Annotated in this window: 25 protein-coding genes and 1 pseudogene; 19 read left to right on the forward strand and 7 right to left on the reverse strand. The window is 30.1% G+C overall.

All coding sequences use genetic code 11. From position 1 onward, the window contains the following. The first annotated feature begins 282 nt into the window (after positions 1-282). The 12 genes from speC (at position 283) to LQK79_RS12985 (ending at position 13,449) form a co-directional block, all read left to right on the forward strand. Positions 283-2,436, forward strand: coding sequence for an ornithine decarboxylase (speC, locus tag LQK79_RS12930; RefSeq protein ID WP_231016801.1), 2,154 nt, complete (start codon positions 283-285; stop codon positions 2,434-2,436). A 259-nt stretch (positions 2,437-2,695) separates the two neighbouring features. Next, positions 2,696-3,424, forward strand: coding sequence for an ABC transporter ATP-binding protein (locus LQK79_RS12935; RefSeq protein ID WP_053242997.1), 729 nt, complete (start codon positions 2,696-2,698; stop codon positions 3,422-3,424). After that, complete coding sequence (locus LQK79_RS12940; RefSeq protein WP_053242996.1) at positions 3,424-4,170, forward strand: ABC transporter permease; 747 nt, start codon at positions 3,424-3,426, stop codon at positions 4,168-4,170. The genes LQK79_RS12935 and LQK79_RS12940 overlap by 1 nt, the downstream gene beginning before the upstream one ends. Positions 4,171-4,210: 40 nt before the next feature. Continuing rightward, positions 4,211-5,035 carry a MerR family transcriptional regulator gene (locus LQK79_RS12945; RefSeq protein WP_231016802.1) on the forward strand — a complete coding sequence of 275 codons (825 nt, stop codon included), beginning with the start codon at positions 4,211-4,213 and terminating at the stop codon, positions 5,033-5,035. Positions 5,036-5,284: 249 nt separating this feature from the next. After that, a complete protein-coding gene (locus tag LQK79_RS12950; RefSeq protein WP_053242995.1) occupies positions 5,285-6,667 on the forward strand; it encodes a radical SAM protein in 1,383 nt (460 codons plus the stop codon). 73 nt (positions 6,668-6,740) lie between these two features. Then, positions 6,741-7,328: a rubrerythrin gene (rbr, locus tag LQK79_RS12955; protein WP_053242994.1), complete on the forward strand. Its 588-nt coding sequence runs from the start codon at positions 6,741-6,743 to the stop codon at positions 7,326-7,328. A 190-nt stretch (positions 7,329-7,518) separates the two neighbouring features. Next, on the forward strand, positions 7,519-8,589 hold the full coding sequence (buk, locus tag LQK79_RS12960) for a butyrate kinase (RefSeq protein WP_231016803.1): 1,071 nt from the start codon (positions 7,519-7,521) through the stop codon (positions 8,587-8,589). Between the two features lie 137 nt (positions 8,590-8,726). Beyond that, complete coding sequence (locus LQK79_RS12965) at positions 8,727-9,500, forward strand: alpha/beta hydrolase (protein ID WP_231016804.1); 774 nt, start codon at positions 8,727-8,729, stop codon at positions 9,498-9,500. Between the two features lie 74 nt (positions 9,501-9,574). Beyond that, positions 9,575-10,450: a metallophosphoesterase gene (locus LQK79_RS12970; RefSeq protein WP_053242991.1), complete on the forward strand. Its 876-nt coding sequence runs from the start codon at positions 9,575-9,577 to the stop codon at positions 10,448-10,450. Positions 10,451-10,835: 385 nt separating this feature from the next. Next, a complete protein-coding gene (locus tag LQK79_RS12975) occupies positions 10,836-11,831 on the forward strand; it encodes an ABC transporter ATP-binding protein (RefSeq protein ID WP_053242990.1) in 996 nt (331 codons plus the stop codon). A gap of 3 nt (positions 11,832-11,834) precedes the next feature. Next, positions 11,835-12,653 carry an ABC transporter permease gene (locus LQK79_RS12980; protein ID WP_231016805.1) on the forward strand — a complete coding sequence of 273 codons (819 nt, stop codon included), beginning with the start codon at positions 11,835-11,837 and terminating at the stop codon, positions 12,651-12,653. 4 nt (positions 12,654-12,657) lie between these two features. Further along, complete coding sequence (locus LQK79_RS12985) at positions 12,658-13,449, forward strand: ABC transporter permease (RefSeq protein WP_053242989.1); 792 nt, start codon at positions 12,658-12,660, stop codon at positions 13,447-13,449. A 487-nt stretch (positions 13,450-13,936) separates the two neighbouring features. Here LQK79_RS12985 and LQK79_RS12990 read toward each other — a convergent pair whose 3' ends face one another. The 6 genes and pseudogenes from LQK79_RS12990 to LQK79_RS13015 form a co-directional block, all read right to left on the reverse strand. Next, on the reverse strand, positions 13,937-15,568 hold the full coding sequence (locus LQK79_RS12990; RefSeq protein WP_231016806.1) for an NAD-dependent malic enzyme: 1,632 nt from the start codon (positions 15,566-15,568) through the stop codon (positions 13,937-13,939). A gap of 344 nt (positions 15,569-15,912) precedes the next feature. Then, positions 15,913-16,320: a beta-galactosidase trimerization domain-containing protein gene (locus tag LQK79_RS12995; protein ID WP_331000753.1), complete on the reverse strand. Its 408-nt coding sequence runs from the start codon at positions 16,318-16,320 to the stop codon at positions 15,913-15,915. Between the two features lie 11 nt (positions 16,321-16,331). Next, on the reverse strand, positions 16,332-16,811 hold the full coding sequence (locus LQK79_RS13000; RefSeq protein WP_231016808.1) for a beta-galactosidase: 480 nt from the start codon (positions 16,809-16,811) through the stop codon (positions 16,332-16,334). A 347-nt stretch (positions 16,812-17,158) separates the two neighbouring features. Further along, complete coding sequence (locus tag LQK79_RS13005) at positions 17,159-18,151, reverse strand: Gfo/Idh/MocA family protein (protein ID WP_231016809.1); 993 nt, start codon at positions 18,149-18,151, stop codon at positions 17,159-17,161. Between the two features lie 102 nt (positions 18,152-18,253). Continuing rightward, positions 18,254-18,810: pseudogene (locus LQK79_RS21080) on the reverse strand (Gfo/Idh/MocA family oxidoreductase). Positions 18,811-18,964: 154 nt separating this feature from the next. After that, positions 18,965-20,449 carry a BglG family transcription antiterminator gene (locus LQK79_RS13015; RefSeq protein ID WP_231016810.1) on the reverse strand — a complete coding sequence of 495 codons (1,485 nt, stop codon included), beginning with the start codon at positions 20,447-20,449 and terminating at the stop codon, positions 18,965-18,967. Positions 20,450-20,613: 164 nt separating this feature from the next. Between LQK79_RS13015 and LQK79_RS13020 the strand changes: the two genes are divergently transcribed. From LQK79_RS13020 to LQK79_RS13040, 5 genes are all read left to right on the forward strand, one after another. After that, positions 20,614-20,838 (forward strand): hypothetical protein, encoded by a 225-nt coding sequence (locus tag LQK79_RS13020; protein ID WP_053242550.1) that lies wholly within the window; start codon positions 20,614-20,616, stop codon positions 20,836-20,838. 13 nt (positions 20,839-20,851) lie between these two features. Next, complete coding sequence (locus LQK79_RS13025) at positions 20,852-21,481, forward strand: energy-coupling factor transporter transmembrane component T (protein ID WP_231016811.1); 630 nt, start codon at positions 20,852-20,854, stop codon at positions 21,479-21,481. Further along, complete coding sequence (locus tag LQK79_RS13030) at positions 21,469-22,314, forward strand: energy-coupling factor ABC transporter ATP-binding protein (protein ID WP_231016812.1); 846 nt, start codon at positions 21,469-21,471, stop codon at positions 22,312-22,314. Before LQK79_RS13025 ends, LQK79_RS13030 begins: the two co-directional genes overlap by 13 nt. Continuing rightward, positions 22,307-22,723, forward strand: coding sequence for an energy-coupling factor ABC transporter ATP-binding protein (locus tag LQK79_RS13035; protein ID WP_231016813.1), 417 nt, complete (start codon positions 22,307-22,309; stop codon positions 22,721-22,723). The genes LQK79_RS13030 and LQK79_RS13035 overlap by 8 nt, the downstream gene beginning before the upstream one ends. 96 nt (positions 22,724-22,819) lie before the next feature. Then, a complete protein-coding gene (locus LQK79_RS13040) occupies positions 22,820-23,503 on the forward strand; it encodes an isochorismatase family protein (protein ID WP_231016814.1) in 684 nt (227 codons plus the stop codon). Positions 23,504-23,575: 72 nt separating this feature from the next. Here the strand turns inward: LQK79_RS13040 and LQK79_RS13045 are convergent, their stop codons facing one another. Further along, a complete protein-coding gene (locus LQK79_RS13045) occupies positions 23,576-23,950 on the reverse strand; it encodes a hypothetical protein (RefSeq protein ID WP_053242554.1) in 375 nt (124 codons plus the stop codon). Positions 23,951-24,502: 552 nt separating this feature from the next. Between LQK79_RS13045 and LQK79_RS13050 the strand changes: the two genes are divergently transcribed. Together LQK79_RS13050 and LQK79_RS13055 are read left to right on the forward strand one after the other, a co-directional pair. Beyond that, positions 24,503-25,201 carry a response regulator transcription factor gene (locus tag LQK79_RS13050; protein ID WP_053242555.1) on the forward strand — a complete coding sequence of 233 codons (699 nt, stop codon included), beginning with the start codon at positions 24,503-24,505 and terminating at the stop codon, positions 25,199-25,201. Next, on the forward strand, positions 25,177-26,583 hold the full coding sequence (locus tag LQK79_RS13055) for a sensor histidine kinase (RefSeq protein WP_231016815.1): 1,407 nt from the start codon (positions 25,177-25,179) through the stop codon (positions 26,581-26,583). The genes LQK79_RS13050 and LQK79_RS13055 overlap by 25 nt, the downstream gene beginning before the upstream one ends. Position 26,584: the final 1 nt, after the last annotated feature.

Genomic DNA, 26,584 nt, shown 5'->3' on the forward strand with positions numbered 1-26,584 from the left:
AAGTGAAAAAGTTAGTTTTTTAATGAGCAGGGCGAATTAAAACCCTTCACTCAGCTCGACAAATTCCAGTTTAACAGGATAAACTTGATATTAGTAATTTCAATCTTTCACGTTGCCTATCTATATTAAGTGTATAAAATTCTTACTAAATACTAAAAATTATATATTGACAAAGGGATTTAAAAAATTATAAAATATGACCTTGGAAAGGTTTTATTTAACAATTGTAAAGCTGTAAAAAATACAGTTTTGCCATGTATTAAATACGTAGGAGGATTGGCCATGAAGTATCTAAAAATTGCTTGCACCAGTGAAGCAGAAGAGTATTTTTCAACTAGCAGAGATATAGTTCCAGCAGAAAATACTGACTATACCGATGTAGCTTCAGTTGTGTTGATTGATTCTAATGAGGAATTAATTAACAAGGTATACAATACAAAATTTGAAATACCTGTTTTTGTTATTTTGAAAAATATACATAAGCTTAACGATGAATTAACAAGCAAAATTTATAATTCTATAAACGTAAATAAAATTGACGTAAACCATTATAGTATGGATATAGAAGCTGCGGCAAGCGAATATGAAGATAGGGTATTGCCTACGTTTTTTAAAATGTTAAGTAATTATGCAACTCAGAAAAATTTACAGTTTGATTGTCCAGGGCATCAAGGAGGAGAATATTTTCGTAAACATCCAGCAGGAAGATGCTTATATGAGTTTTATGGTAAGAATGTTTTCCTTTCAGATATTTGTAATGCAGATGTTGAATTAGGAGATTTGCTTATACACGAAGGAGCTGCTATGCAAGCTGAAGTACATGCAGCTAAGGTATATAATGCTGATAAAACTTATTTTGTTATGAACGGAACAAGTACATCAAATTCTGTAGCTATAAATGCTGTAGTTGCTCCAGGAGATTTAGTGTTATTTGATAGAAATAATCATAAATCAGTTTATAATTCTGCCTTAGTCCAATCAGGAGGTAAGCCTGTATACTTAGAAACTGCACGTAATCCATTTGGATTTATTGGAGGTATAGATGAACACTGCTTTAATGATGAATATTTGCGCGGTTTAGCAGATAAAGCTGATCCTGAGAAAGCTAAAAATAAAAGACCATTTAGATTAGCAGTTATTCAACTTGGAACTTATGATGGGACAATTTATAACGCAAGGTATGTGGTTGATAAAATTGGACATCTTTGTGATTATATTTTATTTGACTCAGCTTGGGTTGGATATGAACAGTTTATTCCTATGATGAGGGATTGTTCACCTTTACTGTTAAAGCTTGGACCAGAAGATCCAGGTATTTTAGTTACTCAATCTGTTCATAAGCAGCAAGCGGGATTTTCTCAAACTTCCCAAATACATAAAAAAGATAGTCATATAAGGGGTCAAAAGCGCTATGTAGATCATAAGCGTTTTAATAATTCATATATGCTTCATGCTTCAACGAGTCCGTTTTATCCACTGTTTGCGGCTTTAGATGTTAATGCTAGAATGCAGGAAGGAGAAGCTGGAAAAAGGCTATGGGCAGATTGTATAAAGTTAGGTATTGAAGCAAGAAAATCAGTTTTAAAAAGATGTTCATTATTTAGACCATTTATCCCACCAATTGTAAACAGAAGGAAATGGGAAGAGTATGATACAGACAAGATTGCAAATAATATTGAGTTTTTTAAATTTAAACCAGGAGAAAAATGGCATTCTTTTGAGGGATATGGTGAGAATCAGTATTTTGTAGATCCAAATAAATTTATGCTCACAACACCAGGTATTAATGTTGAAAGTGGAGAATATGAAGATTTTGGTATTCCAGCTACAATACTTGCAAGTTATTTAAGAGAAAATAGAATTATACCAGAAAAGAATGACCTGAATTCTATATTATTTTTATTAACACCAGCAGAAAGTATTGAAAAAATGAATAAAATGATAGATCAGCTTGTTAAATTTGAGCAGCTCGTAGAAAAAGATTTACCATTGGAACAGGTATTGCCTAGACTTTACAATGATAATACAGAAAGATATAAAGGATATACTATTAGAATGTTGTGCCAAGAAATGCATGATTTTTATAAAGATAATGACGCAAAAACATATCAGCAAAGGTTATTTAGAGCAGATTCATTTCCAGAGCAGGTAATTACGGCACAGGAAGCTAATTGGGAATTGGTAAGAAATAATGCTAAACTTGTGCCATTAGAGGACATTGTAGGAAAAGTAGCATTAGAAGGAGCCTTGCCATATCCACCTGGAATATTCTGTGTTGCACCGGGTGAGAGATGGAATAAAGTTGCTCAAAAGTATTTTCTAATATTAAAAGAAGGGATCAATAAGTTTCCAGGTTTTGCTCCGGAGATTCAGGGAGTATACTTAGAAAGAGAAAATGGCATTATTAATGCTTATGGATATGTGTGGCACAAATAAGGCGAAGTAACAATGCTTCGCTCCCACGGTAGTTCAATGAAAAAATTATTTATAACTTTAATGTCATTTTCGCTTGAAGTAATGAAATATTCGTTATGCATTGTATTTACTTTTTCACCATGCTCAGTAAGTTTATAAAAAACATTTTTTTATTGTAAGGACTTTGATATTGTTCAATAAGTCCTTTTTTTATAAGCCTATTTGCTATTGACTTTGCCCTTAGGGGAAGCTTTAAACTTTTACAAGAGGAGTTGATAAAATGTCAAAGGATATTGTATTAGAGGTATCTAAGCTTACAAAAAAGTATGGTGATTTTACATCTGTCAAAAATTTAAGTTTAAAGGTATTGCGTGGAGAAATTTTTGGACTTCTTGGGCATAATGGTGCGGGAAAGTCCAGTACAATTGAATGCATTCTTGGAACTAAAAAGTTTGAGGAGGGAAAAGTAGTTCTTCTTAACATGAATCCGATAAAGAATAGAAAAAAACTTTTTGAGAGAGTAGGGGTTCAGTTTCAACAATCTAATTATCAAGATAAGATAAAAGTTAAGGAAATATGTGAAATGACAGCGTCATTGTATGTAAATCCAGTTAACTATGAAAGTATTTTAAAAGATTTTAAACTTTACGATAAAAGAAATAACTTTGTTTCTGATCTTTCTGGAGGACAAAAGCAAAAGTTATCGGTTTTACTTGCACTTATTCCAAAGCCTGAAATTGTATTTTTAGATGAACTTACAACGGGATTAGATACTAAAGCTAGAAGAGAAATATGGGGATACTTAAAGAAATTAAAAAGTAAAGGAATATCTATTTTTTTAACTTCACATTACATGGATGAGGTTGAATATTTGTGCGATAGAATTTGTATTTTAAAAGAGGGAAATATGGTTATTTGTGATACTGTGCAAAATGTAATAAAGATCAGTGGAAAAGAAAGGCTTGAGGACGCTTATCTATATTATACAGGTGAGGAGGAATTAGAATAATGAAAGCATTTAAAACTATGCTAAAAGTTGAAGGTATATTAGCTATTCGCAGTATGGATTCTATTTTTTTTGGAATAATTTTTCCAATGGTAGTTGCATTTTTAATTGGAATTATATATGGAAATAAGCCTGCTTTTAAGGGGGCAAATTATACTATGTTGCAAGCATCTTTTGCGGCAGTTGTGTCAATAGGAATTTGTGCAACGGGACTTATGGGACTACCGATAGTTATTTCAGATTATAGAAATAAAAGTATATTGAAAAGATTTAAGGTTACACCAGTTAGTCCGATGGAAATAATAGTAGTTCAAATAGTAGTATGTTTTGCAATTACTACTATTTCAGCTTTAGGAGTTTTTTTTGTATGCAAACTTGCTTTTGGATATACAATGAATGGATCTATAATTAAGTTTATGCTTACGTTTATATTAGTGACAATATGTATTTACAGTATTGGAGGGTTGATTTCGAGTTTAGCTCCTAATGTGAAAATAGCGAACTTAATATGTAATTTAGTTTATTTTCCAATGATATTTTTATCGGGAGCCACAATTCCATATGAAATATTACCCAGAAGTGCGCAGAAGGTTTCAAATGTAATGCCACTTACACAAGGTATAAAGCTTCTAAAGGAAACTTCTTTAGGAGAGCCAGTATATAACATTATGTTTTCGATAGTATTTATGATAGCTATAGCAGTTTTATGTATAGTTATCTCATTGAAGAGTTTTAAGTGGGAAGAGTAATATATGTAGTATATCGATAGACAAGAAAGAGGTGTACTAATTGTATACAATAGGTATGTTTTCAAAAATAAATAGGATAACTACTAAGACTTTAAGGCATTACGATGAAATAGGAATTCTTAAACCAGAACATGTAGATGAATTTTCTGGATATAGATATTACACAACACATCAGCTTCCCAAACTTCATCAAATATTGGCATTAAAGCAAATGGGATTATCCCTTCAAGATATAAAAGAGATTATTGATAATCCAATGGCATTAAATTTATTTTTAAAATTAAAAGAAGAAGAAATAAAAAGGAATATAAAAAATGAAGAAATAAAATTATCTCAGATAAGGAGTATTTCTAATTTAGCTAAAAGTGGTAGAATTAATCTTATGTATACACCAATTATTAAAGATATACCGAAGGTCATAGTTGCTTCTATAAGAAAAACTATAAAAAGCTATGATAAATTATTCTATATAAGTAATAATATTATGGAAAAAGAATTGAATAAACTTAAGTGTGAAAAATTTCAACCTAATTACTGTTTTACTATGTATCATGATGGTGAATATAAAGATGAAAATATAGATGTTGAAGTATGTGAGAGAGTAGTTTGTAAAAAAGAGAATAATAATATATTAAAATTTAAAGAAATTGATGGTATAGACAATGCAGTTTGTATTCTTCATAAAGGAACTTACAGCAAGTTTAGAGAAACTTATGCTTTTGCTTTTGAGTGGATAGAAGAGAATAATTATGAGATCATAGGAAACATACGAGAATCTTATATCGATGGAATATGGAATAAAGAAAGAGAAGAGGAATGGTTGACTGAAATTCAAATCCCTGTAAAGTTACCTGAATTCATATGAAATTAAAATGAAGTAGTATAGAGTAAAGGATTTTTAAAAATTCTCTATTCTATGCTACTTCATTCTGTCTGTTTCAAAAATGAATTTATTTTAAGTGTGTATAAATAAATTTTATGTGCTATAATTAGATATATGTAGAAAATGAAGCATATAATGTAATTGGGATAAATAATCGCTCTAATTAAGTTTTAAATAGGCAATAATTTATGAAATTATAGATTATTAAGTTTTAGTGGGAGGGAATTATTTATGGAAATCAAGAACAGTTTAGAAAAGGCAGCTAAGCAAGCAATTATAAATAAGATTGTTGGATATCTTGATAAGAATCCAGAAGAAAATGTCGATAAGATATTTAATGCAATTTATCATTTAACAAAAGACAAATCAGCAATAGCTCAGATCGATCATGTTTATAAGTATTATAAAAACGATAAGTCAAAGCATGATTTCATCCAAGATATTTTAAAAAATACTGATAATAGATGTTTAAAAAAGTTTTTTACTAATTTCTTTGCTAACGCCAATTGGTATGCAGGACCTAAAAGGGAAAAATATATGGAAAAGGAAAATACCAAAATTCCATTTGTTATGCTCATAAGTCCATCTATGAGATGTCCACTTCATTGCAAGGGATGTTACGCATCAAGTTTTAGTAAAAAAGATGATATACCACCTGAAGAGGTTGATAGAATAATAGGAGAAGCAAGGGACCTTGGAATTTATTATATTATAATACTTGGCGGGGAGCCTTTCTTTAACGATTACTTACTCGACATATATGAAAAGTATGATGATATAACATTTACACCATTTACTAGTGGACTTCTTTTAAATGAACAAATAGCAGACAGGCTTAAAAAATGTGGAAATGTTATACCGATGCTTTCAATTGAAGGCTTTGAAGAAGATACAGATGATCGTAGAGGCAAAGGAACATACAAAAAAGTTTTAAAAGCTATGGATTTACTTCATGAGAGAGGAATTTTGTTTGGAGTATCTTCAGCTGTAACAAGAACTAATATAAATACTGTGCTAAGCGATGAGTTTACAGATATGCTAATTGAAAAAGGTTCGAGAATGAGTTGGTACTTCTTATTTATGCCTGTAAATGGTGATGACAAAGATTTTGATATGATGCTCACGGCAGAGCAAAGGGATTTTCTTGGTAAGAGATCAAGAGAAATAAGAGCTACAAAACCGTATTTTACAATTGATTTCTTTAATGATGCTCCGTATGTTGGTGGATGCATTGCTGGTAAGTACTATTTTCATATTAATTCAAAGGAAGATGTTGAACCTTGTATATTTTCTCATTTTTCTACAGTTAATTTGAAAGGAAGACATCTTATCGATGCATTTAGGGATCCTTTCTTTAAAAAATTGAGATCAATTCAACCATATAATAAAAATATGTTAAGACCGTGCATGATGATAGATAATACAGATGTTATACTGCATGTATGCAAGGAAACAGGAGCTAAACCTGATGATTATGGTGCAGAAAAGATGCTTCATGATAAAGAATTTCATGAAAAGATAACTAAGAGTGCAGATGAGTTTGTGCCTTATGCAGAAAAGGCATGGAAGGAAGTCTTTGATGAAAAGGGAAATGATAACTTTGCTAAAGGATAAAATTTTTAGAAGGAATATTAGATAAAACGTCGAAAAATTAATTATAGGTTTATTTAAAAGGGAGTGATTTGTTATGAGTAATCTAAAGGGTACAAAAACGGCAGAAAATTTAATGAAAGCATTTGCTGGAGAGTCACAGGCTAGAAATAGATATACATTCTATGCATCTGTTGCTAAAAAAGAAGGATACGTTCAGATATCTAAGATTTTTGCTGAGACTGCTGAAAATGAAAAAGAGCACGCAAAAAGATTTTTTAAATTTTTAGCGGAAGATCTAAGCGGGGAAGCAGTAGTAATAAATGATGCCGGGTATCCAGTAGCCTTAGGAGATACAAAAACCAACCTTACGGCAGCAGCTAACGGTGAAAATGAGGAATGGACTGAATTATATCCTAAGTTTGCAAAAGTTGCAGAGGAAGAAGGATTCCAAGCTGTGGCAGCTGCATTTAGACTCATAGCTACAGTTGAAAAACATCATGAAGAAAGATACAGAAAGCTAGTACAGAATATTGAAAACAATAGTGTATTTAAAAAAGATAAAAAAGAATTATGGATATGCAGCAATTGTGGTTATATATATGAGGGCGAGTCAGCACCTAAAATATGCCCAGCTTGTCTGCATCCCCAAAGCTATTTCGAAATTTTAAGCGAGAAATATTGATTAAAGAGCGCCTGAAAAGTTTAAAATTTTTCAGGCGTTTTTTTATGTAAGATATTATTTTTTAATTTTATGGTGTAATCGTATAATAAAAAAAAATATGTCTATATTATTAATAGATGTAACATTAGATAATATAAGCATATATTGGTAAACGTTTACACAAAAATACAAATACTAGGAGGATGTTATTTTGAATTTTAGAATATTAGTTATTAATCCAGGTTCAACCTCAACTAAAATTGCAATATTTGATAATAATAAGAAAGTCTTAGTTGAAACTATAAAGCATTCAACTGAAGAGCTTCAAAACTACAAAGATATATGTGAACAATTTGAATTTAGAGAAAACGTAATATTAAGGATACTAGAAGAGAGAGATATTGATATTAATAGAATAGATGTTGTTGTAGCTAGGGGGGGGCTTTTAAAGCCTATAGTAGGTGGAACATATAAAATCAATGAAAAAATGCTTGAAGATTTAAAAATTGGAATTCAAGGTCAACATGCGTCTAACCTTGGAGGATTAATTGCAGATGGAATTGCAAATAAGCTGAATATCCCAGCATACATAGTAGATCCAGTAGTAGTAGATGAAATGGACGATATTGCAAGATATTCAGGAATACCTGAAATTCAAAGAAAAAGTATATTTCACGCATTAAATCAAAAAGCTGTTGCAAAAAGATATGCAAGAGAGTGTAGAAAAGAGTATGAGAGTTTAAGAATAATCGTTGTGCATATGGGCGGTGGAATATCTGTAGGTGCTCATAGGGAGGGAAGAATAGTTGATGTTAATAATGCTCTTGACGGAGATGGAGCTTTTTCACCTGAAAGAAGTGGAGGATTACCAGCTGGAGACTTAGTTAGAATGTGTTTTAGTGGAAGTTATACAAAAGATGAAATGTTGAAAAAAATAACTGGTAAGGGAGGATTTGTTGCATATCTTGGAACTAATAATGCTCTTGAGGTGGAAAAGGCTGCTCTTCGAGGTGACGAGAAAGCTAAAAAGGTTGAAGAGGCAATGGGATATCAAGTGGCTAAGGATATAGGAGCTGCAGCAGCGGTGCTTGATGGCAAGGTAGATGTTATAATATTAACTGGCGGTATGGCATATGGAAAACCAATAATCAACTTTATATCAAAAAAAGTTTCATTTATAGCACCAATAGTAGTGTATCAAGGAGAAGATGAAATGCTTGCACTTGCTGAGGGTGCTCTGGATGTTTTAGAGGAAAGAGAAAAAGCAAAAGAATACTTGTAAAAACCAGAGTGCTTGATATTTTGGGATTTTAGGTGGTTTATTATAATTATAATGTACCATTTTTATTGAAAAAAGTAATAAATTAATATATACTAAATATATTGAAATACTTTGAAATAAAAAAGGGGTGCATTAAAATGCAGCGATCAGTTGAAATAAAAAGCAGAGAATTAACATTAAGGGGCATGCTTCATATACCTGAAAAGGCAGATAAAAAGACACCTATAGTTATTATTTACCATGGGTTTGGTGGAAATAAAATGGGACCTCACTTTGCATTTGTTAAATTATCTAGGATTTTAGAAAAGCATGGCATTGCAAGTGCTAGATTTGATTTTATAGGCAGTGGTGAGAGTGATGGAGATTTTAGTGATATGACTTTCGCAAATGAAATTGACGATGCAAATGCCATTTTTGACTATGTAAAAGGCCTTGATTTTATAGATAGAGATAAAATAGGAGTGTTTGGTTATAGCATGGGAGGAGCTATTGCCAGTGTTATAGCTGGAGATAGAAGAGAGGAAATTAATACCTTATGCTTATTAGCGCCTGCAGGTAATATGGAGGAAATTGTTAAAGAAGTATTTATTGGAGACAAATATAATGAATATATTAGAGAAGGATGTTTTGATATACAAGGTTTTTTGCTTGGAAAGAATTTTATGGATGATATAAAAAATATAGATATATTTGAAAGAGCTTCTAGATACAATAAAAAATCTATGATAATACACAGTACTTCAGATGAGGTTGTCCCTTTTAATACATCGAAGATATATATGGATATATATAAGCAAAACTCAGAACTTAAGGTTATAGAAGATGCTAATCATACATTTGAAAACAATAAGTGGGAAAAGAAAATAATTAATTATGTAGTTGATTATTTTAACAAAAAGCTTGCAGATTAGAATTTGTATTGTAAACTTAAAAATGATACACTGTTTTTTTAATATATAAAATTTAGAAAGATAGCTGGGTAAAGATGATATTAAAACTTGGAATAATAATTTTAGTATGTATAACTACTTTAAAAATATATGTAGATAATAATTTTATAGAGATATTGAATTATAAAATACGTTTATCTAAAATACCAAAAGAGTTTAATGGTTTTAAGATATTACAGCTTTCAGATCTTCATAGTAAAAGTTTTGGAAAAGATAATATAAAATTAGTAAGAAAAGTTGAAGCAGTTAATCCTGATATTATAGTAATTACAGGGGATATGGTAAATGATGATTTTGATTATTCATCATTTGCTTGCATTGTAAGTAAGCTTGTAAAAAAATATAAGATATATTATATACTCGGTAATCATGAGCAAAATGTAATTAAAAGAAATCCTAGCGAATTTAATAATTTTATTAAGTCAATAGAAGATAAAGGAATCAATATAATAGATAATGAAAAAGTTGTAATAAATTTTAGAAAAAAATTTATAAATTTATATGGAATGTATATTGATTTAAAATACTATAGAGATTTTAGAAACAAGAATTCTAGAAGTGTAAATCTTAGTGTTGAAAGTATGGAAAAATTAATTGGAAAATGTGATAAAAGTAATTACAATTTATTGCTTTCTCATAATCCTGTTTATTTTAGTACTTACGCTAAATGGGGAGCAGATCTTATACTTACTGGTCACGTACATGGGGGAATGATAAAACTTCCGTTTTTAGGAGGAGTTTTTTCTCCAGAATACAGATTTTTTCCTAAGTATTATGAAGGCATATATAGGTATAATAATAGTTTTATGAATGTAAATAGAGGACTTGGAAGGGGAAGTTTTTGCATAAGACTTTTTAACAGACCTGAAGTTTCTGTAATAACTTTATACAATAAGCATGATAATTCATAGAAAATATATAGATAATAGACAAGAAAATGAAGGGGCGTCGCACTAAAAAATGATATGATACCTCCAAAGTAGATTTTGGTTATTTACCATGTCTACTTTGGAGGTATCATATCAAAAAAAATTGCGATAGCCCCCTCATTTTTTTAGAGAAGAATATTTTTAACTAGTTTTTCTATTTAACATTTTATTCTTATATGATATTAATGTAATCGGTACCTTAAAACCAGAAATGAAATATATTTAAAAATATCAAGGTGTAGCACCATTTCCTTATAGGAAGTATTGTAAGAAAAATATTTCTTGCAAACGATTGCGCACAGATATATAATATTAGAATAATCAGCATAAAAAACCTAATTAAGTTAAAAGTAGGGGGAAACATTAATTGATAGAAGTAAAAAATTTAAAAAGAGAATTTAAAATGAACAAAAAATATCCGGGATTTAAGGGTGCAATAAAATCATTTTTCTCAAGAGAATATACTATTAAAACTGCTGTTGATAATATAAGCTTTAATATTGATGATGGGGAAGTTGTGGGATACATAGGAGCTAATGGTGCTGGAAAATCTACAACAATTAAGATGATGACAGGAATATTAACTCCAACTTCAGGTAGTGTGCTTGTAAACGGTATTGTTCCTTATGAAAATAGAGAAGAAAATGCTAAAAGTATAGGTGTTGTTTTTGGCCAGAAAACGCAGCTGTGGTGGGATCTTCCGTTATCAGAGACATTTTCTCTTTTAAAGGATATTTATGATGTAGGGGACAAAAAATTTAAGGAAAGAATGGATTTTTTAAATGAAACATTAGGACTAAAAGATTTTATGCTTAGTCCAGTTAGAACGCTTTCATTGGGACAGCGAATGAGGGCAGACCTTGCAGCAGCTTTCATTCATAATCCTAAGGTTATATATCTTGATGAACCAACAATAGGATTAGATGTAGTAGTAAAAGATAATGTTAGGAAGGCTATAAAGAAAATTAATGAGGATTATGGAACAACTATAATATTAACAACACATGACTTAAATGATATTGAAGAATTATGCAATAGAATTATCATAATAGACAATGGAAAGAAAATATACGACGGAGGTTTGAATGAAATAAAAGAAAAGTATGGATACATGACTAGCATAGAAGCTCAAATGAAAGAAAAAGTAAAACTTGAAGAGATTAATTTTATTAAAGAATTAGATGTTCAAAATATAGAAATTAAAGTTATAGAAAATAAAATTAATATAACTTTTAATAAAAATAATATTTCAGCTGCAGATATAATTGAAAAATTAATTGGAAAGTTTCATATATTAGATTTTTCTATAAAAGAGACAAGCATTGAGGATATTGTTAAGAAGATATATAAAAGCGGGGTGTAGAAGGTGAAAAGAAGAAGTAAGTTGAAAATGTATCTACCCTTTGCAACTAATGTTTTCCAAAGGAAGTTATCTTATAAAGCTGATGTAATTATATTTTTGTTTGGACAATTTATGGTACTTGCAGTAAGTTATTATCTTTGGAAGGCTGTATATGGAAGCTCCTCAAAGACTACAATAAAAGGGTTTTCTTTAAATGAAATGGTTATATATATACTGATATCATTTCTTACAAGCTTAATGATTGGTGTTAGTATATTTAGTGACATATATTCAGAAGTAAAGGATGGATCTATTGCAGTTAACCTCATAAGACCTATTAGTTATGAAAAAAGAATGATGTTTCAAGCACTTGGAAATGTAATGTATAACTTTATATTAATATTCATAATTGGGTTTTCTGGCATAAATATATTGCTTTATAAGTATACTGGAGTTTTTAGTATCTCCAATATTTTATTGTATTTAATTAGTGCTATATTGGGATTATTAATTAACTTTTATTATAGTTATTGTTTTGCACTACTTTCTTTTAAGATAACAAACATGTGGGGTTTAACCCAAATAATGGGCGCTATAACAGATTTGCTATCTGGTGCATTGATACCAATAGTGTTTTTCCCTAAGATAATCCAAAAGTTTATTGAAGTTTTACCATTTAGTTCGTTAATATATACCCCATCAATGATATACTTGGGAAAATTAACAGGTATTTTTTTGATAAAAGCATTAATACTTCAAGTGATATGGCTGATAATTTTATCAGTTATTGCTAAGGTCATGTGGAATAGTTTGATTAAAAAGCTTACTATTCTGGGAGGTTGATATTATGAAGAGATATTTTAAATTATATATACAATTTCTTAAACAATATATAAAATCCTTGATGGAATACAGAATAGATTTTATATTAGGCTTGATAGGTTTTATCTTTGTTCAGTTTGCTGGTGTAGTTTTTATAAAGCTTATATTTAATAATATACCAAGTTTGGCTGGATGGAGTTTTTATGAAATTTTATTTATTTACGGATTTGCACAAATACCAAGGGGAATTGACCATGTATTTACAGACAATCTGTGGATGTTAAGTAGAAACATAATAGTACAGGGGCAATTTGATAGATATTTAATAAGACCATTAAATCCTTTATTTCAACTTATAGCAGAAAGGTTTCAGCCAGATGGCTTTGGAGAAATAATTATAGGTTTAATTTTAGTTGTGACCTCATGTAACAGGTTAAATATCAAGCTAACACCTTTGAATTTAGTACTTATGATAATTGTAATAATATTTGCAAGTTTTATATATACAGCAATTAAACTTGCTGTTGCAAGTATAGCGTTTTGGGTTAAATTTGCACAAAGCTATTTATTTATGACATATCAATTAAGTAGTTTTGCTAAATATCCAATGGGTATATATCCTAAAGTAATAAGTTCTATATTGACTTTTATTATACCTTTTGCATTTACAGGGTATTTTCCAGGAGCGTATTTTATTGGTAGGATGAGTTTTTTTTATGGTATAATGTTAACTTTGTTAATTAGTGTTATAAGTATTTGTGTAGCTTATTTTATATGGCTTAAAGGAATGAATAGATATGAAAGTTCAGGAAGTTAATATAGATAGATAATGTGAAACTTGAAAATTATAAGTTCCAGGTTTATCCTAATAAATTGGAATTTGTCGAGCTGAGTGAAGGGTTTTAATTCGCCCTGCTCATTAAAAAACTAACTTTTTCACTTATGTGAAAAGTGAAGGGTTTGACATAGCTTTGCTTGTCAAAGGTGAAGGTTTTTGCCACGGCAAAAGGTTAAGGAATATTTTTCTCCGTTTCTCTACGAAAAATAAATAATTTAAATACGTTAAAGATTTTCCGTAGGGAAACGGAGGAAAATCAACCTTAGCTTTTTATTGAAGATAAAAAAGTTCACCTTTTACGTGCACAGCACCGTAAAACCCTTCACCTTTCGCATAGCGAAAACCTTAGTCTTTTAACAAACGAAGTGAGTTAAAACCCTTCACTGTAGTGCTCGACAAATTCCAGTTTAACAGGGTTAATTTGGCATTAGTCATTTTAACCTTTCAAGTTGTCTATCTATATCTTTTATTTATATTTAGCCTCCCAAATTTCTTTTTCAACAGCTTCTTTCGCATCTGTTATAGGAGCTCTATTTAAATCATCTTTAATTGCTGCATTGACAACTGCGGTTGCAACTAACTTTGAAGCTTCTTTGAGTCTTGCAACAGGTGGAAGTATTGATGCACCAGGTTTTGAAAGATCTTGAAGAGTTGCAATTCCATGAGCAGCAGCAGAAAGCATTGCATCTGAAACTGTCTTTGCTTTTGCAACTATTATTCCAAGTCCCAGACCAGGGTAAAGTAGAGCATTGTTTGCCTGACCTATTTTGTAAGTAACACCTTTATATTTAACAGGAGCAGAAGGGCTTCCTGTTACAACTAGTGCTCTTCCATCAGTCCATTCTATAAGATCTTTTGCAGTTGCTTCTGCAAGCCTTGTAGGGTTTGAAATAGGCATAATAGCAGGTCTTTCATTTATTTCTGCCATTTTTCTTACAGCAGTTTCAGAAAAAGCACCATGAACTCCAGAACAGCCTATGAGAACTGTAGGTTTGACTGCTGCTACTATATCAGCAATATCAGTTAAAGGGGCTTCAAATTCTCCTTTTTTTCTAGCATATTTCTTTTGACCAGTTGTTAAGTTTTCCATATCTTCAGTAACAAGTCCGTATCTGTCTATAATATAGAAATCTTTTATTGCTTCCTCTTCAGCTTTTCCAGTTCTAACTTTTTCAAGAAGTATTTGATCTGAAATTCCAATTCCAGCAGTACCACCACCGAATACTAATACTTTGTGGTCTTTTACAGGAATTTTTGTGACTTCTGCAATGGCATTCATAGCAGATACCATCATTACGCCTGTACCCTGAATATCATCATTAAAAGTACAAATTTTTGATCTATATTTTTCTAGTATTCTGCTTGCATTTCCACGTCCGAAATCTTCCCAGTGAATTAGAACTTCAGGGAAAAGTTCTGTGGAGATTTTTACAAATTCGTCTATAAAATTATCGTATTTTTCTCCTGTAACTCTTTTATGTCTATTTCCTGTGTATAATGGATCATTTAAAAGTTTTTCATTGTTTGTTCCAGCATCTATTACAACAGGAAGAACATTTTTAGGATTAACACCAGCTGCAACAGTATATACTGCAAGTTTTCCTATGGAAATGTCAACACCTTGAACTCCCCAATCTCCAATTCCAAGAACACCTTCACCATCTGTGACAACAATAAGTTTAATTTCATCAAGATCTTTTAATCCTGCTTCAATGGATTTCTTTATGTTTTCAGGGTGATCGATGGATAAAAATACAGCATCTTTTGGAGTTTCATAATTTTTAGAATAATTTATAACTGCATCACCTATAGTTGGAGTATAGATTATTGGAAGAAACTCGGTAACATGTTTTCCAACTGTATAGTAAAAAAGAGTTCTGTTTATATCAAATAAATTCATAAGATAATTGTGTTTTTCAAGATTGTCTTCAAAAGCTTTTGTTCTTTCATATACAATTTGTTCCTGCTCTTCAATTGTTCTTACTGTACTTGGAAGAAGGCCTGTAATACCATATTTCTCTCTTTCTTCTTCTGTGAAGGCAGTTCCTTTGTTTAAAAATGGGTTCCTTAATAAATCTTGTCCTTTTAGGTTTATCATCCAATAACACTCCTTTAAATTTTAATCTTATCCAATAAATTTCAACCGTATAGAAACTAAACAAGCCATATATAGACAACTTGAAACTTGAAAATTTGAAGTTACAAATTTTGATTTGACAGGATACGTTTGGTACTTATAATTTCTATGTTCCAGTTGTTCATCTATAATAAAGTATATTATACCAAGAATAAAGTTTAAACTCCACCTTTGTAAGAGTTTGTGCTATTGATTTTCATTCAAACCATGGTGTAAAAACATAGCAGTGGCTATAGCATCTCCATTAAACTCAGAAAATATAGGAAAAGACCATATTTTTATTTTTCTTCTGTAATAAGATATCCCTAAGAAGAAAGTTTTGTTTTATCCCCACATTTAATGTTACCTTCAGTTAACAAATCTACCATGTTATATGGAGAAGTTATATATTCGTCATTATCAGAATAATTGAAATAAAATCTTATTTTATGATTTTCATCATTTACTGCTTCTTTATAGATTATAGGAAATTGCAAAGAATCATCTCGGATAATTCCAATTTTATCAGTATAATATCTTAATAGTGTGTTAATTACTTCTTTACTTGGAAGGCATCCAATGTATACTGAACTTCCGCTGCCATAGTTGTTTTCAGTAATAGCGGCGTATTTACCCCAGTGTTTATGCTCATATGTTGCTATAACATCAGCAGTATCAGGAATTAAAAGTTCCATCCAATCACTTATTTTTTTATCTATATCTTGATTAAATATTGAATTTAGTTTTAAGGTAGATTTTGAACGTTTTCACTGGAGGTTCCATAGTGTTTTGTTTCATTATCTATTTGATAGCCTATAACTGCTGGATGATTGGCTACATGCTTTATCATTTTTTTGATGATTCTTTTTGAGTATTTTAGAAATACTGGATTAGTAATATCCATTATTTGTCTTGAGCCATATTTCTTTTGACCATCTTTAGTTGTAACCATTATCTCAGGATATTTTTTTACAAGCCATGTTGGAAAAGCATAAGTTGGTGTTCCTACTATTACGCTAATGTTAGCTTTGTTCATAGCATCTAATACTTTGTCTAATGGAGAAAAGTCAAAGATACCATCTTGAAGTTCATATGTACTCCAAGTACTTTCCCCAATTCTAACAAGATTGATATTAGCCTTTTTCATCATAGCTATATCCTTTTCTAAACGGTCGTAAGGTAAGTATTCATAGTAATAAGCTGTTCCATATAATATTTTATCCAAATCAATAGAGGGGGGGGATTATGGAAAATTAAGGAATATTAGCAAATGCACATAGGTTACCAGTGTTAGATTGGAATTTATGCTTTTTGGGTGGTCATATTCAGAAAAGGGTATAAAAATTTAGCGCATTTTAGTTGTCAATTTAAAAGATGGAAAGAAATATCACCTAATAAATATCGCAAAACGGTTATTTAAAATGTTAATATATTGTATTAAATCTTGTAATATATTCTCAACAATTAAATGCTATTATATAAATATAGAAAATGAACAAAAACTGATGTTTTAATAATATGATAAAAGCAGTTGGAGCTTCACTTTTCCAACTGCTTTATTTTTTATAAAAGCTACCTTGAAGTGTTGTCTGCAGGAAATATAATTCCGCCTTTCTTTCTTGCAATTGTCAGAACATCACTAACTATTAAGCTGTGGTTAAGCAGGTTATAGCACTTATCTAGGTTGTTATTTTTAATGATGTCTATAAATTCGATAAATTCATTAACCATGCGATGCTCATAATTATTTTCATTGATTAGCTTGCTTGTTCCATCATTCATCAATAATTCGAATTTCTTGCAGATATTTGCTGGGGTATCTTGATATATACAGCCCTTATCTCCTTGAATATTGTTTGCAATAGGTGCTTTGCAATCTTTTGCTCCAATACAAACGCATTTGAATTTTTCATAATCCAACATCAAAATTCCAGAGGTATCTATTCCTTTTTCAATATTAGGATAATATTCAACATTTTTAGGCTTTCCAAATAAACCAACAATGTAATGAATATTATAAATGTTTAAATCCATTAGAGCACCACCAGAGAAATTAGGATCAAAGGATGGCAGTACAGAACCTGCTTTAAAGCTGTCATATCTTGTAGAGTATTGAGAATAATTACATTGGACAATTTTTATTTCGCCTAAGCTTGGAAGTAGTTCTTTTATTTTTTTATAATTAGGCAGGTATTGATTTGTAATTGCTTCAAATATGAATAAATTTTTTTCCCTAGCTAGGTTACTTAAGCTTAAGGCTTCTCTATAGTTTGAGGTCATAGGTTTTTCTACAATAACGTTTTTATTTGCTTCTAATGCTATTTTAGAAAATTCAAAATGCAGATTATTAGGAAGGGCAATATAAACCGTATCAACATCACTGTTTAATAATTCATTGTAGTCAAAAAAAATATTTTTAATTTTATATTTATTTTTTAGTTCCTTCATTATTTTTTTATTATTTTTTCGTCCGAAGATAGCTTCTAATTCTAAATCTTTTAAATGGGAAGTGATTGTCAAGAAATCATTAACAATCATACCAGCGCCAATAATACCTAACTTCATTTTTATCCCTCCAAGTTTATATTTTTGAAATTATTATGTATAGCTATTAGCTCAATTAAATAAGCAATATTTCTTCCTTCACCTTCGTTTCCTCAATATTTTTTATTTTAAGTTTTTTATTCCTGTTTCTAATATTTCCATTTGTAATAAGGTTTGAGCATCTGTTATAGTTTTATTTTTGCCGTTTTTAATTGTTTCATACAAATCATCATAGACTCTTCCATAGTCACCATTTACGAATTTTACCTTTTCCTCATGCATATTTCCGCTGCTGTCAATGTAGGTAAGCACACCATAGTGTTCAAGGGTGTCAACTCCAAAATCTTTATTTTCTGGCATATAAAACAGTTTTAAATGCTCTTCCTGGCGATCTTTTTTTCTTTAATAAAACAGCCTTTTTTACCATGATCTAGTACCATTTTTGCATATTCATAGTGACTGTTATGCAGTGCGCAAACCACAATCAATTATATTTCCTTGTCCTTTAATAAGTCATCTAAATTAGAGGTGTAATTTATGCCTTTAATTCTAGCCCATTTTTCGTGTTTAGGATTTCTCTCATAAATAGTTTTTACCTTGATATTTTTCCTTTGTAAAACGAAGGGTAAATGATATCTGTTGGTGCTTTTACCATTTCCAATATAATCAATTGTAAGCATATTACTTCATCTCCTTTAATTAAATTATAGTAGGCTACTATTTTTCCTACAAACTAAAATATGTCACCATAAATAGTGAAAATCTTTATACGTTATTTCACAATACTATTAAAGGGGTTATCGTAATAAAAATATATATTAGTATAATGGCTATTTACCTTTTTTTGTAGGTATCAAGGTATTCTTTTATCATATCAAGGTCATTTTGTTCAATTTCAGGGTTTATTCTGATGAAGGGAATGTCTGTAATATCGGCTATAGTTGAGGTAGTAATTATAAGCTCTACTTCTTTTAGTTTTTCTTTTTCTTCGTACATAAATTCCTGATAATCATAAAACCTAGTTATTTTTAATTTTTCTCCAAAGCAATCTTTGATTTTGTCCTTAATAAAACTTAATATAGACTCGTCATAATCACAAACGATTATGGTATTAAACTTATATTTCCACAATCCACACATTGATACTAGATGCATAGTTATATAGGCTAAATCAATCATTTTTATATCAAGCTTTAGTTTTTCTTTTATTATATATTTAAGTTCTATTGCCATTTTAAATTCAGTTTTGTAGGTTTCAATAATTTTTTTATCTATACTATTAGGTATGCAATGCATATATTTTAAGCGATTTATCATTGGAGCAACATACAGAATTAATTTATATCTATTATCTGGCTTAGCACTTAAATTTATGTTGAATTCTTCCTTTAAGGTTAAAAAAAACTTATCCACTATAAAAGCAGTTTCTTTCGTTTCCACATTTTTAATATCTGTTCCATGAAGAAATTGCTTTGATTTAAAACATTGCTCTAAATTAAGCCAATCTGTTTCTGGCAAATTTACATTTAATTTCATTTCTAGTTTTTCTCGTATAGCAGCCATAATTGGTATAAGCTTATCTTTTGTATCATGGAAAGAATTTAAATTGAAGCCTAAATTGCTGCGCTTAATTGCAACTAGTATTTCATAGCATAAAAGTTGAGCACTATGTCCGGATAAACAATAGCCATATTTTTTTGTTTCGGTATTGACTAACTGGTAAATAGCTCTAGCCTTTGAGATAACGTCTTTATCGTCAAATAAGTAGTTCCAATATTTTAATACTGAGCTTATATTAAGTCTTATTGCTAAAACCCAGCTGATAATATTTCTTTTTTCTATTTCATTTGCCTTAAGTGTAAAGCCTTTATTTAAAGAGTAACCTATTCTTAATTTTAAATTGCTTTTTAACCATTTGTTCATTAGAGCAACATCGTTATTTACAGTAGCTTCTGACACATATAAAGTTTTTTCTAATTCTTCTAAAGAAATATGTTTTTTAGTTGTTAATTTTAACAATATATATATTTGTCTGTCTAGTGGTGAATTTGGAACTTCGATTATATATTCATAATCTAATACTTTTCTTATAAGATTACTTTCTTTCAAAACATTCTTGCTTTTTTTATTAAGAAAGTACCCCTTTTTTAAACTAGAAGTTATTTGAGAATCGTATTCCTTTAAGGTCTCATTAATTTTTTTTATGTCTCGCCTTATTGTCCTGAGTGTAACGTTACAAAGCTTAGCTAATTCATTTCCAGTAATGTAGTCCTCTGTGTTTAAGATTAAATTTAAAATATCTCTATGTCTTCGATTCAATTTACGTTCACCTACTTACTTTGCAGAAGATATATTATAAGAAGCTTTATGTTAATTACCGAATTTTTATTATATTATATCAAAATAAATATTACTTTGCCCTATCGTTTTAACTTTTAAAACTTTTACTTTGTCTTGATTCAATAGGAACGATACTTGCAGGAATGCTTTCAGGACTAATTGTTGGAGCTATATGTGGTGCAATTAACAACATAATTTATGGACTAACAATATCGCCAGTAAGTTTTATATATGGATTTACAAGTGTTGCAATTGGACTTGTTGTTGGTATGCTTGCATACAGTGGTTGGGTTAAGAATATTGGAAGAGCTGTTATGCTTGGAATTATAGCTTCAATAGTATCAGCAATTCATAATGCACAAAATTGATCCGATTACTAAAATGCTGTATATAATTTTGGCAATCGCAATACCTATAATTCTTCCAAGCAGAATTACAGCTTTAACTTTTATAGCTTTAAGTTTAATATTTTTATGCATTGGAAAAGTTTTAAAAAGGGTTGTGCCAATTATAGGATTTAGCTTCATTGTTTTACTTTCAGTTATCTTAATTCAAGGATTATTTAAAGCTGGAAATAAAACCGAATTATTCAGATTTGGCAGTTTGATTTTTTATAAAGAAGGACTGCTTTATGCACTCACAATTTGTCTACGCGTTTTAAATATATTGTGTTCTGTTGCAATACTTATACTTACCACTAAACCATCGGATTTGATTGAAGCCTTTGTGAGAAGAGGATTATCTCCTAAGATAGGATATGTTTTGAACTCTGTGCTTCAGTTAATACCAGAAATGACTTTAACTATGAATAAAATTACAGATGCCCAAAGATCAAGGGGAATGGAAACAGAGGGGAGTGTCATAGTGAGGATTAAAGCTTTTGATTCAAAGGTTAAAAAAACATTTTTAAATGAAGAAGAGATTTATACAGGCAGTAAATTTATAAGATTGGCAATGATAATGTCATTTGCGGCGGCAATTATTTGGAGGATACTTATATGGAAGAAATAGTTGTACAGAATTTAAAATACAAATATCCTTTGACGGATAAATTGGCATTAAATGACATAAGTTTTAAAGTAAAAAGAGGAGAATTTATATGGATAATAGGAAAAAATTCATCTGGAAAATCAACTTTATGTCAGGCACTAGTAGGGCTTATTCCTCATTTTTATAAAGGAGCTTATGGTGGTAAAGTATTTGTTTGTAATATGGAGGTTTTAAACAGCAGAATAAGCGATATCGTAAAAAAGGTTGGATTGGTTTTTCAAAATCCTTTTACACAAATTACGGGCTCAAAGCTTTCCGTATATGAAGAAATTTCATTTGGACTTGAGAATTTAGGAATGCCTAGAAATGAAATGATAGAGAGAATAGATTATTCACTAAAATTACTTGATATATATAAGCACAAGGATAGAAGTCCATTTGAATTGTCAGGTGGTCAAATGCAGAGAGTTGCCGTAGCTAGTGTTATTTCTATGAGTCCAGAAATAATAATATTAGATGAACCAACCTCACAGCTTGATCCACAAGGTTCAGAAGAGGTGTATAAAGCAATTGAAAAGTTAAGTGAAGATGGAAAAACTGTAATAATGGTTGACCACAAGATGGAGAAAATTGCAAAGTATGCATCTAAAATAATGCTGCTAAGTGAAGGTAGGATAGTAGATTTCGATGTTCCGGAAAAAGTTTTTTCAAAAGAAGATTTAGAAAGTTATGGAGTTACGCCGCCTGTTTATACTAAAATATGTAGGGGATTAAAATTAAAAGATATGAAGACAGGCTTGTATCCAGTAACTTTGGAGGATGCTTGCAGCTTGGTGGTGAAGAATAATGAATAATATAGAAATCAGAAATCTACATTTCTATTATGATAAAGAAGAAGAAATACTAAAGGGGTTGAATTTAAACTTCGATGAAAGGTCTACGGCTATAATAGGTCAAAATGGTGCGGGAAAAACCACATTTGTTAAATTGCTTAAAGGGCTATTAAGACCTAAAAGTGGAGATATAATTATAAATGGAATAAATACAAAGTCCGTAAGCGCAGCTAAGCTTTCTAAACACATTGGAATGGTATTTCAAAATCCAGATGATCAAATATTTAAAAATAAAGTTATTGATGAGGTGATGTTTGGACCTTTGAATATAGGTCAAAGCAGGGAAGAAGCTAAAAAAACTCAAAACTTGCTCTTGAGGAAGTTGGCATATCTTATGAGATTAATAAAAATCCATATGATCTTAGCTTAGCTGAAAGAAAACTTATAAGTATTGCCTCGGTAATAGCCATGGATACAAAAATTATTATATCTGTAGAAGAATTTTTACAAAGAGGAGATGTGTTTTATGGAAAAAATAACTGATAAGGATAAGTTCATAGAAAAATCAAAGGAAAGTTTATTAAGGATATTAGAATCCTTTGAGAAATTGCCAATATTAAAGGTGAGTGACTTTAGTCCAGAAAATACTGTAATAGTAAATGTAGATTTAATAAATGGTTTTTGCAGAGAAGGAAATTTAAGCTCAGAATTAGTTGCAAAGATAATACCGTATGCGGTTAAAGTTAATGATTATTTTAAAGAGTATCATAAGATATTTTTTGTGGATAAGCATACTAAAACCTCAGCTGAGTTTAACTCTTATGTGGAGCACTGCATAGAAAATACAAGTGAAAGTGAGATTGTTGATGAATTACAACTATTTGTGGATGAGAACAGCACGATTTGTTTTAAAAACAGCGTAAATGGATTCCTATGCGAAGATTATTCAAAATGGCTTGAGAATAATATGGACAAAACAAATATAATAGTTTTGGGAGATGTTACTGATATATGTGTTTTGAATTATTGTCTTACTCAAAAAACTTTTTTTAATGAAAAGAATATAAATTCAAGAATAATAATACCTATCAAAGGGGTTGAAACTTACGAATTAGAAATAACTAATCACAATGCTGAGCTAATGAATTTATTTGCATTGTACAATATGAGAATGAATGGAATAGAAGTTGTTGGGGAGATTGAAAAGTAATTTTTATTTTAATAGGGTTTTGATAAAGAAGCTTACAGCAAGTTTAACTGTAAGCTCTTTTCTATTTTTTTACTAAGTTCTTTTCTTAAAGGATGTACCGCACTTCTTGCAAGTTATAACTATTTTTCCTTGTTTTTTTGGAACTCTTAATTTTTGTGAACAATTTGGACATTTAAATATTTTATATTGACTTGAGTGTCCTATGCCTGGCTTGAAATTGTGAAATTTGTTTTGCAAACCATTTAAAAAATTTTCAAATCCTTTAAGTTCTCTTTGACGACTGTAGATATTTTTAGAAATACTTCTTATTGTGCTGAAAATTATTAGTGCAAAGCCTATGACCGCTGTGTATTTGGTGAATAAAAGAATAGCACCAATGGCATATAAATATTTTGAGAATTTATCTACTCCGTAAGAACCTCTAAAATAATCCCTTAATTTATTCAAAATAACGTCACCCCACTATTATAAATAAAGAACTTGAAAGGTTAAGATTAGCACTACCAAGTTCATACTGATAAACTGAAAGTTGACTCAGAGTACAGATGACAGAGTACAGTGAAGGTGGATTTACCTTTTGTTTCTCTCAGGTAAATCTTAGAACTTGATAGTGTCAGCTGCGCTGAGCACTATACTTTATGCCATGCGTAAGCATTAAACTTAAGATTTTTCGAAGCGATAGCGGAGAAAAATCATCCTTCACTGTACTCTGTACTCCGTACTCTGTGCTCTTAGATAAATACCAGTTTCACAGGATAAAACTGGTATTAGTCATTTCAAACTTTTATGTTGTCTACTTATAAAATATCACATGTATTTTTATTATTCAATGTACATTTTGTTAACGTATTAATAAATGTTTATATATATTAAAGTTACAAAATAGTTACAATAAATAGATAAGAAATAAGTTTGAAAATAAAGTGTGATATAATTACATTGAATTTATGTAATTTTTTGAAGAAAAATGATTTTTTTATTGCTAGTTAGAGGTGAAATATGGGAAAAAAAGTATTGATAGTTGAAGATGAAGCATCCATAAGAGGATTTATTAAAATAAACTTTAAGAGAAACAATTTTATTGTTATTGAGGCGGAATCAGGAGAAGAAGGAATTGAAAAAGCTACCATTGATAAGCCAGATATTGTAATATTGGATGTTATGCTTCCAGGAATGGATGGTTTTAAAACTTGTGAAATTCTTAGAAAAAAGTTTTGCGATATTGGAATAATAATACTTACCGCAAGAAGTCAGGATATGGACAAAATCATGGGACTTGAATTTGGGGCGGACGATTATATGGTAAAGCCTTTTAATCCACTTGAACTTATAGCAAGGGTAAATGCTATCCTGAGGCGTATGGATAATGAGACTAAAAATAATGATAACATTTTAGTTTCAGGTGTTTTTAAAGTTGATAATTTAGCTAGAAAAGTATATAAGAGTGACAAGGAGCTGGATTTAACACCAAAGGAATATTCACTTGTAAAAATATTTATAGAGAATTCTGGAAAAGCCTTAAGTCGTGCTGAACTTTTGGATCAAGTTTGGGGATACAGCTATCTTGGAGATACAAAAATAGTTGATGTTAATATAAGAAGGCTTAGAGAGAAAATAGAAGACGATTCATCTAACCCTAAATATATTGAGACAGTTTGGGGAATAGGATATAGATGGAGAAAGGAGAGTCAAGCTTGAAGGGCATAAGAGCTAGACTACTTGGAAGTTATCTTTTTTTAATAACCGTAACTGTAGTAAGCTTTGAACTTTTCTTTATTGTTGCTGTGGATAAGTATTACTATAATAATATTGAAAATCTTCTTCTAAACCAAATAAAAGTTTCAGCTAATTTTTACGATATGTACTTGTCTACAAATACACTTAAAGAAAATGTTCAAAATAATGCAGATGTATTTTGGAATAATACACATGCAGAAGTGCAAATAATAGACAAATCTGGCAATATGCTTATGGATTCTATTGGGAATTTTACAGAAGAGAAGGTGAAAAGCAAGGATATAAAAAAGGCACTGCAGGGTGAAGCCGGAAAAGTTATAGAGAGAGACGAAAACTCTAAGGAGAAGATACTTTGCATATCCTATCCACTAAAGTCAAAAGGAAAAATAGAAGGAGTACTAAGATTTATAACATCTGTACAAGATGTTGATATGACCATAATAAAGATAAGCTTTATTCTTATATTAATAGGCATTTGTATAATTGCAATTGGCGGAATATCAAGCATGTTTTTATCTAATTCTATAGTAAAACCTCTAAGAGAAATTACAGAAATGGCTAAGAAGATTTCCTCTGGAAACTTTAATGAGAGAATAGTAAAAAAGAGGGATGATGAGATAGGCGAATTGTCTGATACTATTAATGTTATGGCTGACGAAATATTAAAAAATGATAATTTAAAAAATGAGTTTATGGCATCTATGTCACATGAGCTTAGGACCCCATTAACATCCATAAAAGGATGGGCATCAACAATACGTACTGGAAATTTAGAGGATAAAGAAGAGATGATTTCTGGACTCAATATAATAGAAACTGAAAGTGATAGATTATCAAAGCTTGTAGAAGAACTTCTTGATTTTTCAAAATTTATTTCAGGAAAAATAGTTCTAAAAAGAAATAATGTTAATATTGTAAATACAATTTTATATATACAGAAGCAAATGTCGCTTAAAGCGTTAAGAAACAATATTAAATTTATGGTAACAGTGGATGATAACATTCCTATTGTACTTGTAGATGAAAACAGAATAAAGCAACTTTTAATAAATATCCTTGATAATGCATTTAAATTTACAGAAGAAAATGGTACAGTTGAGCTTAAAGCTAAAACTAAAGACGATAACTTAATAATAATTGTAAAAGATTCTGGAATTGGTATACCGGAAAGCGATTTGCCAAGAGTTACAGAAAAGTTTTTTAAGGGGAAAAGTAGTAAATCAAGTAATGGCATAGGCTTATCTATTTGTAAGGAAATAGTAGAACTTCATAGTGGTAAACTTGAAATTAATAGTAAGCTTGGAAAGGGAACCGAGGTGCGTATAATACTACCTATATTATAGA

Origin of the sequence: Clostridium guangxiense, from assembly GCF_021043395.1 — a bacterium.
In the GTDB taxonomy this organism is placed as follows: domain Bacteria; phylum Bacillota; class Clostridia; order Clostridiales; family Clostridiaceae; genus Clostridium_S; species Clostridium_S guangxiense.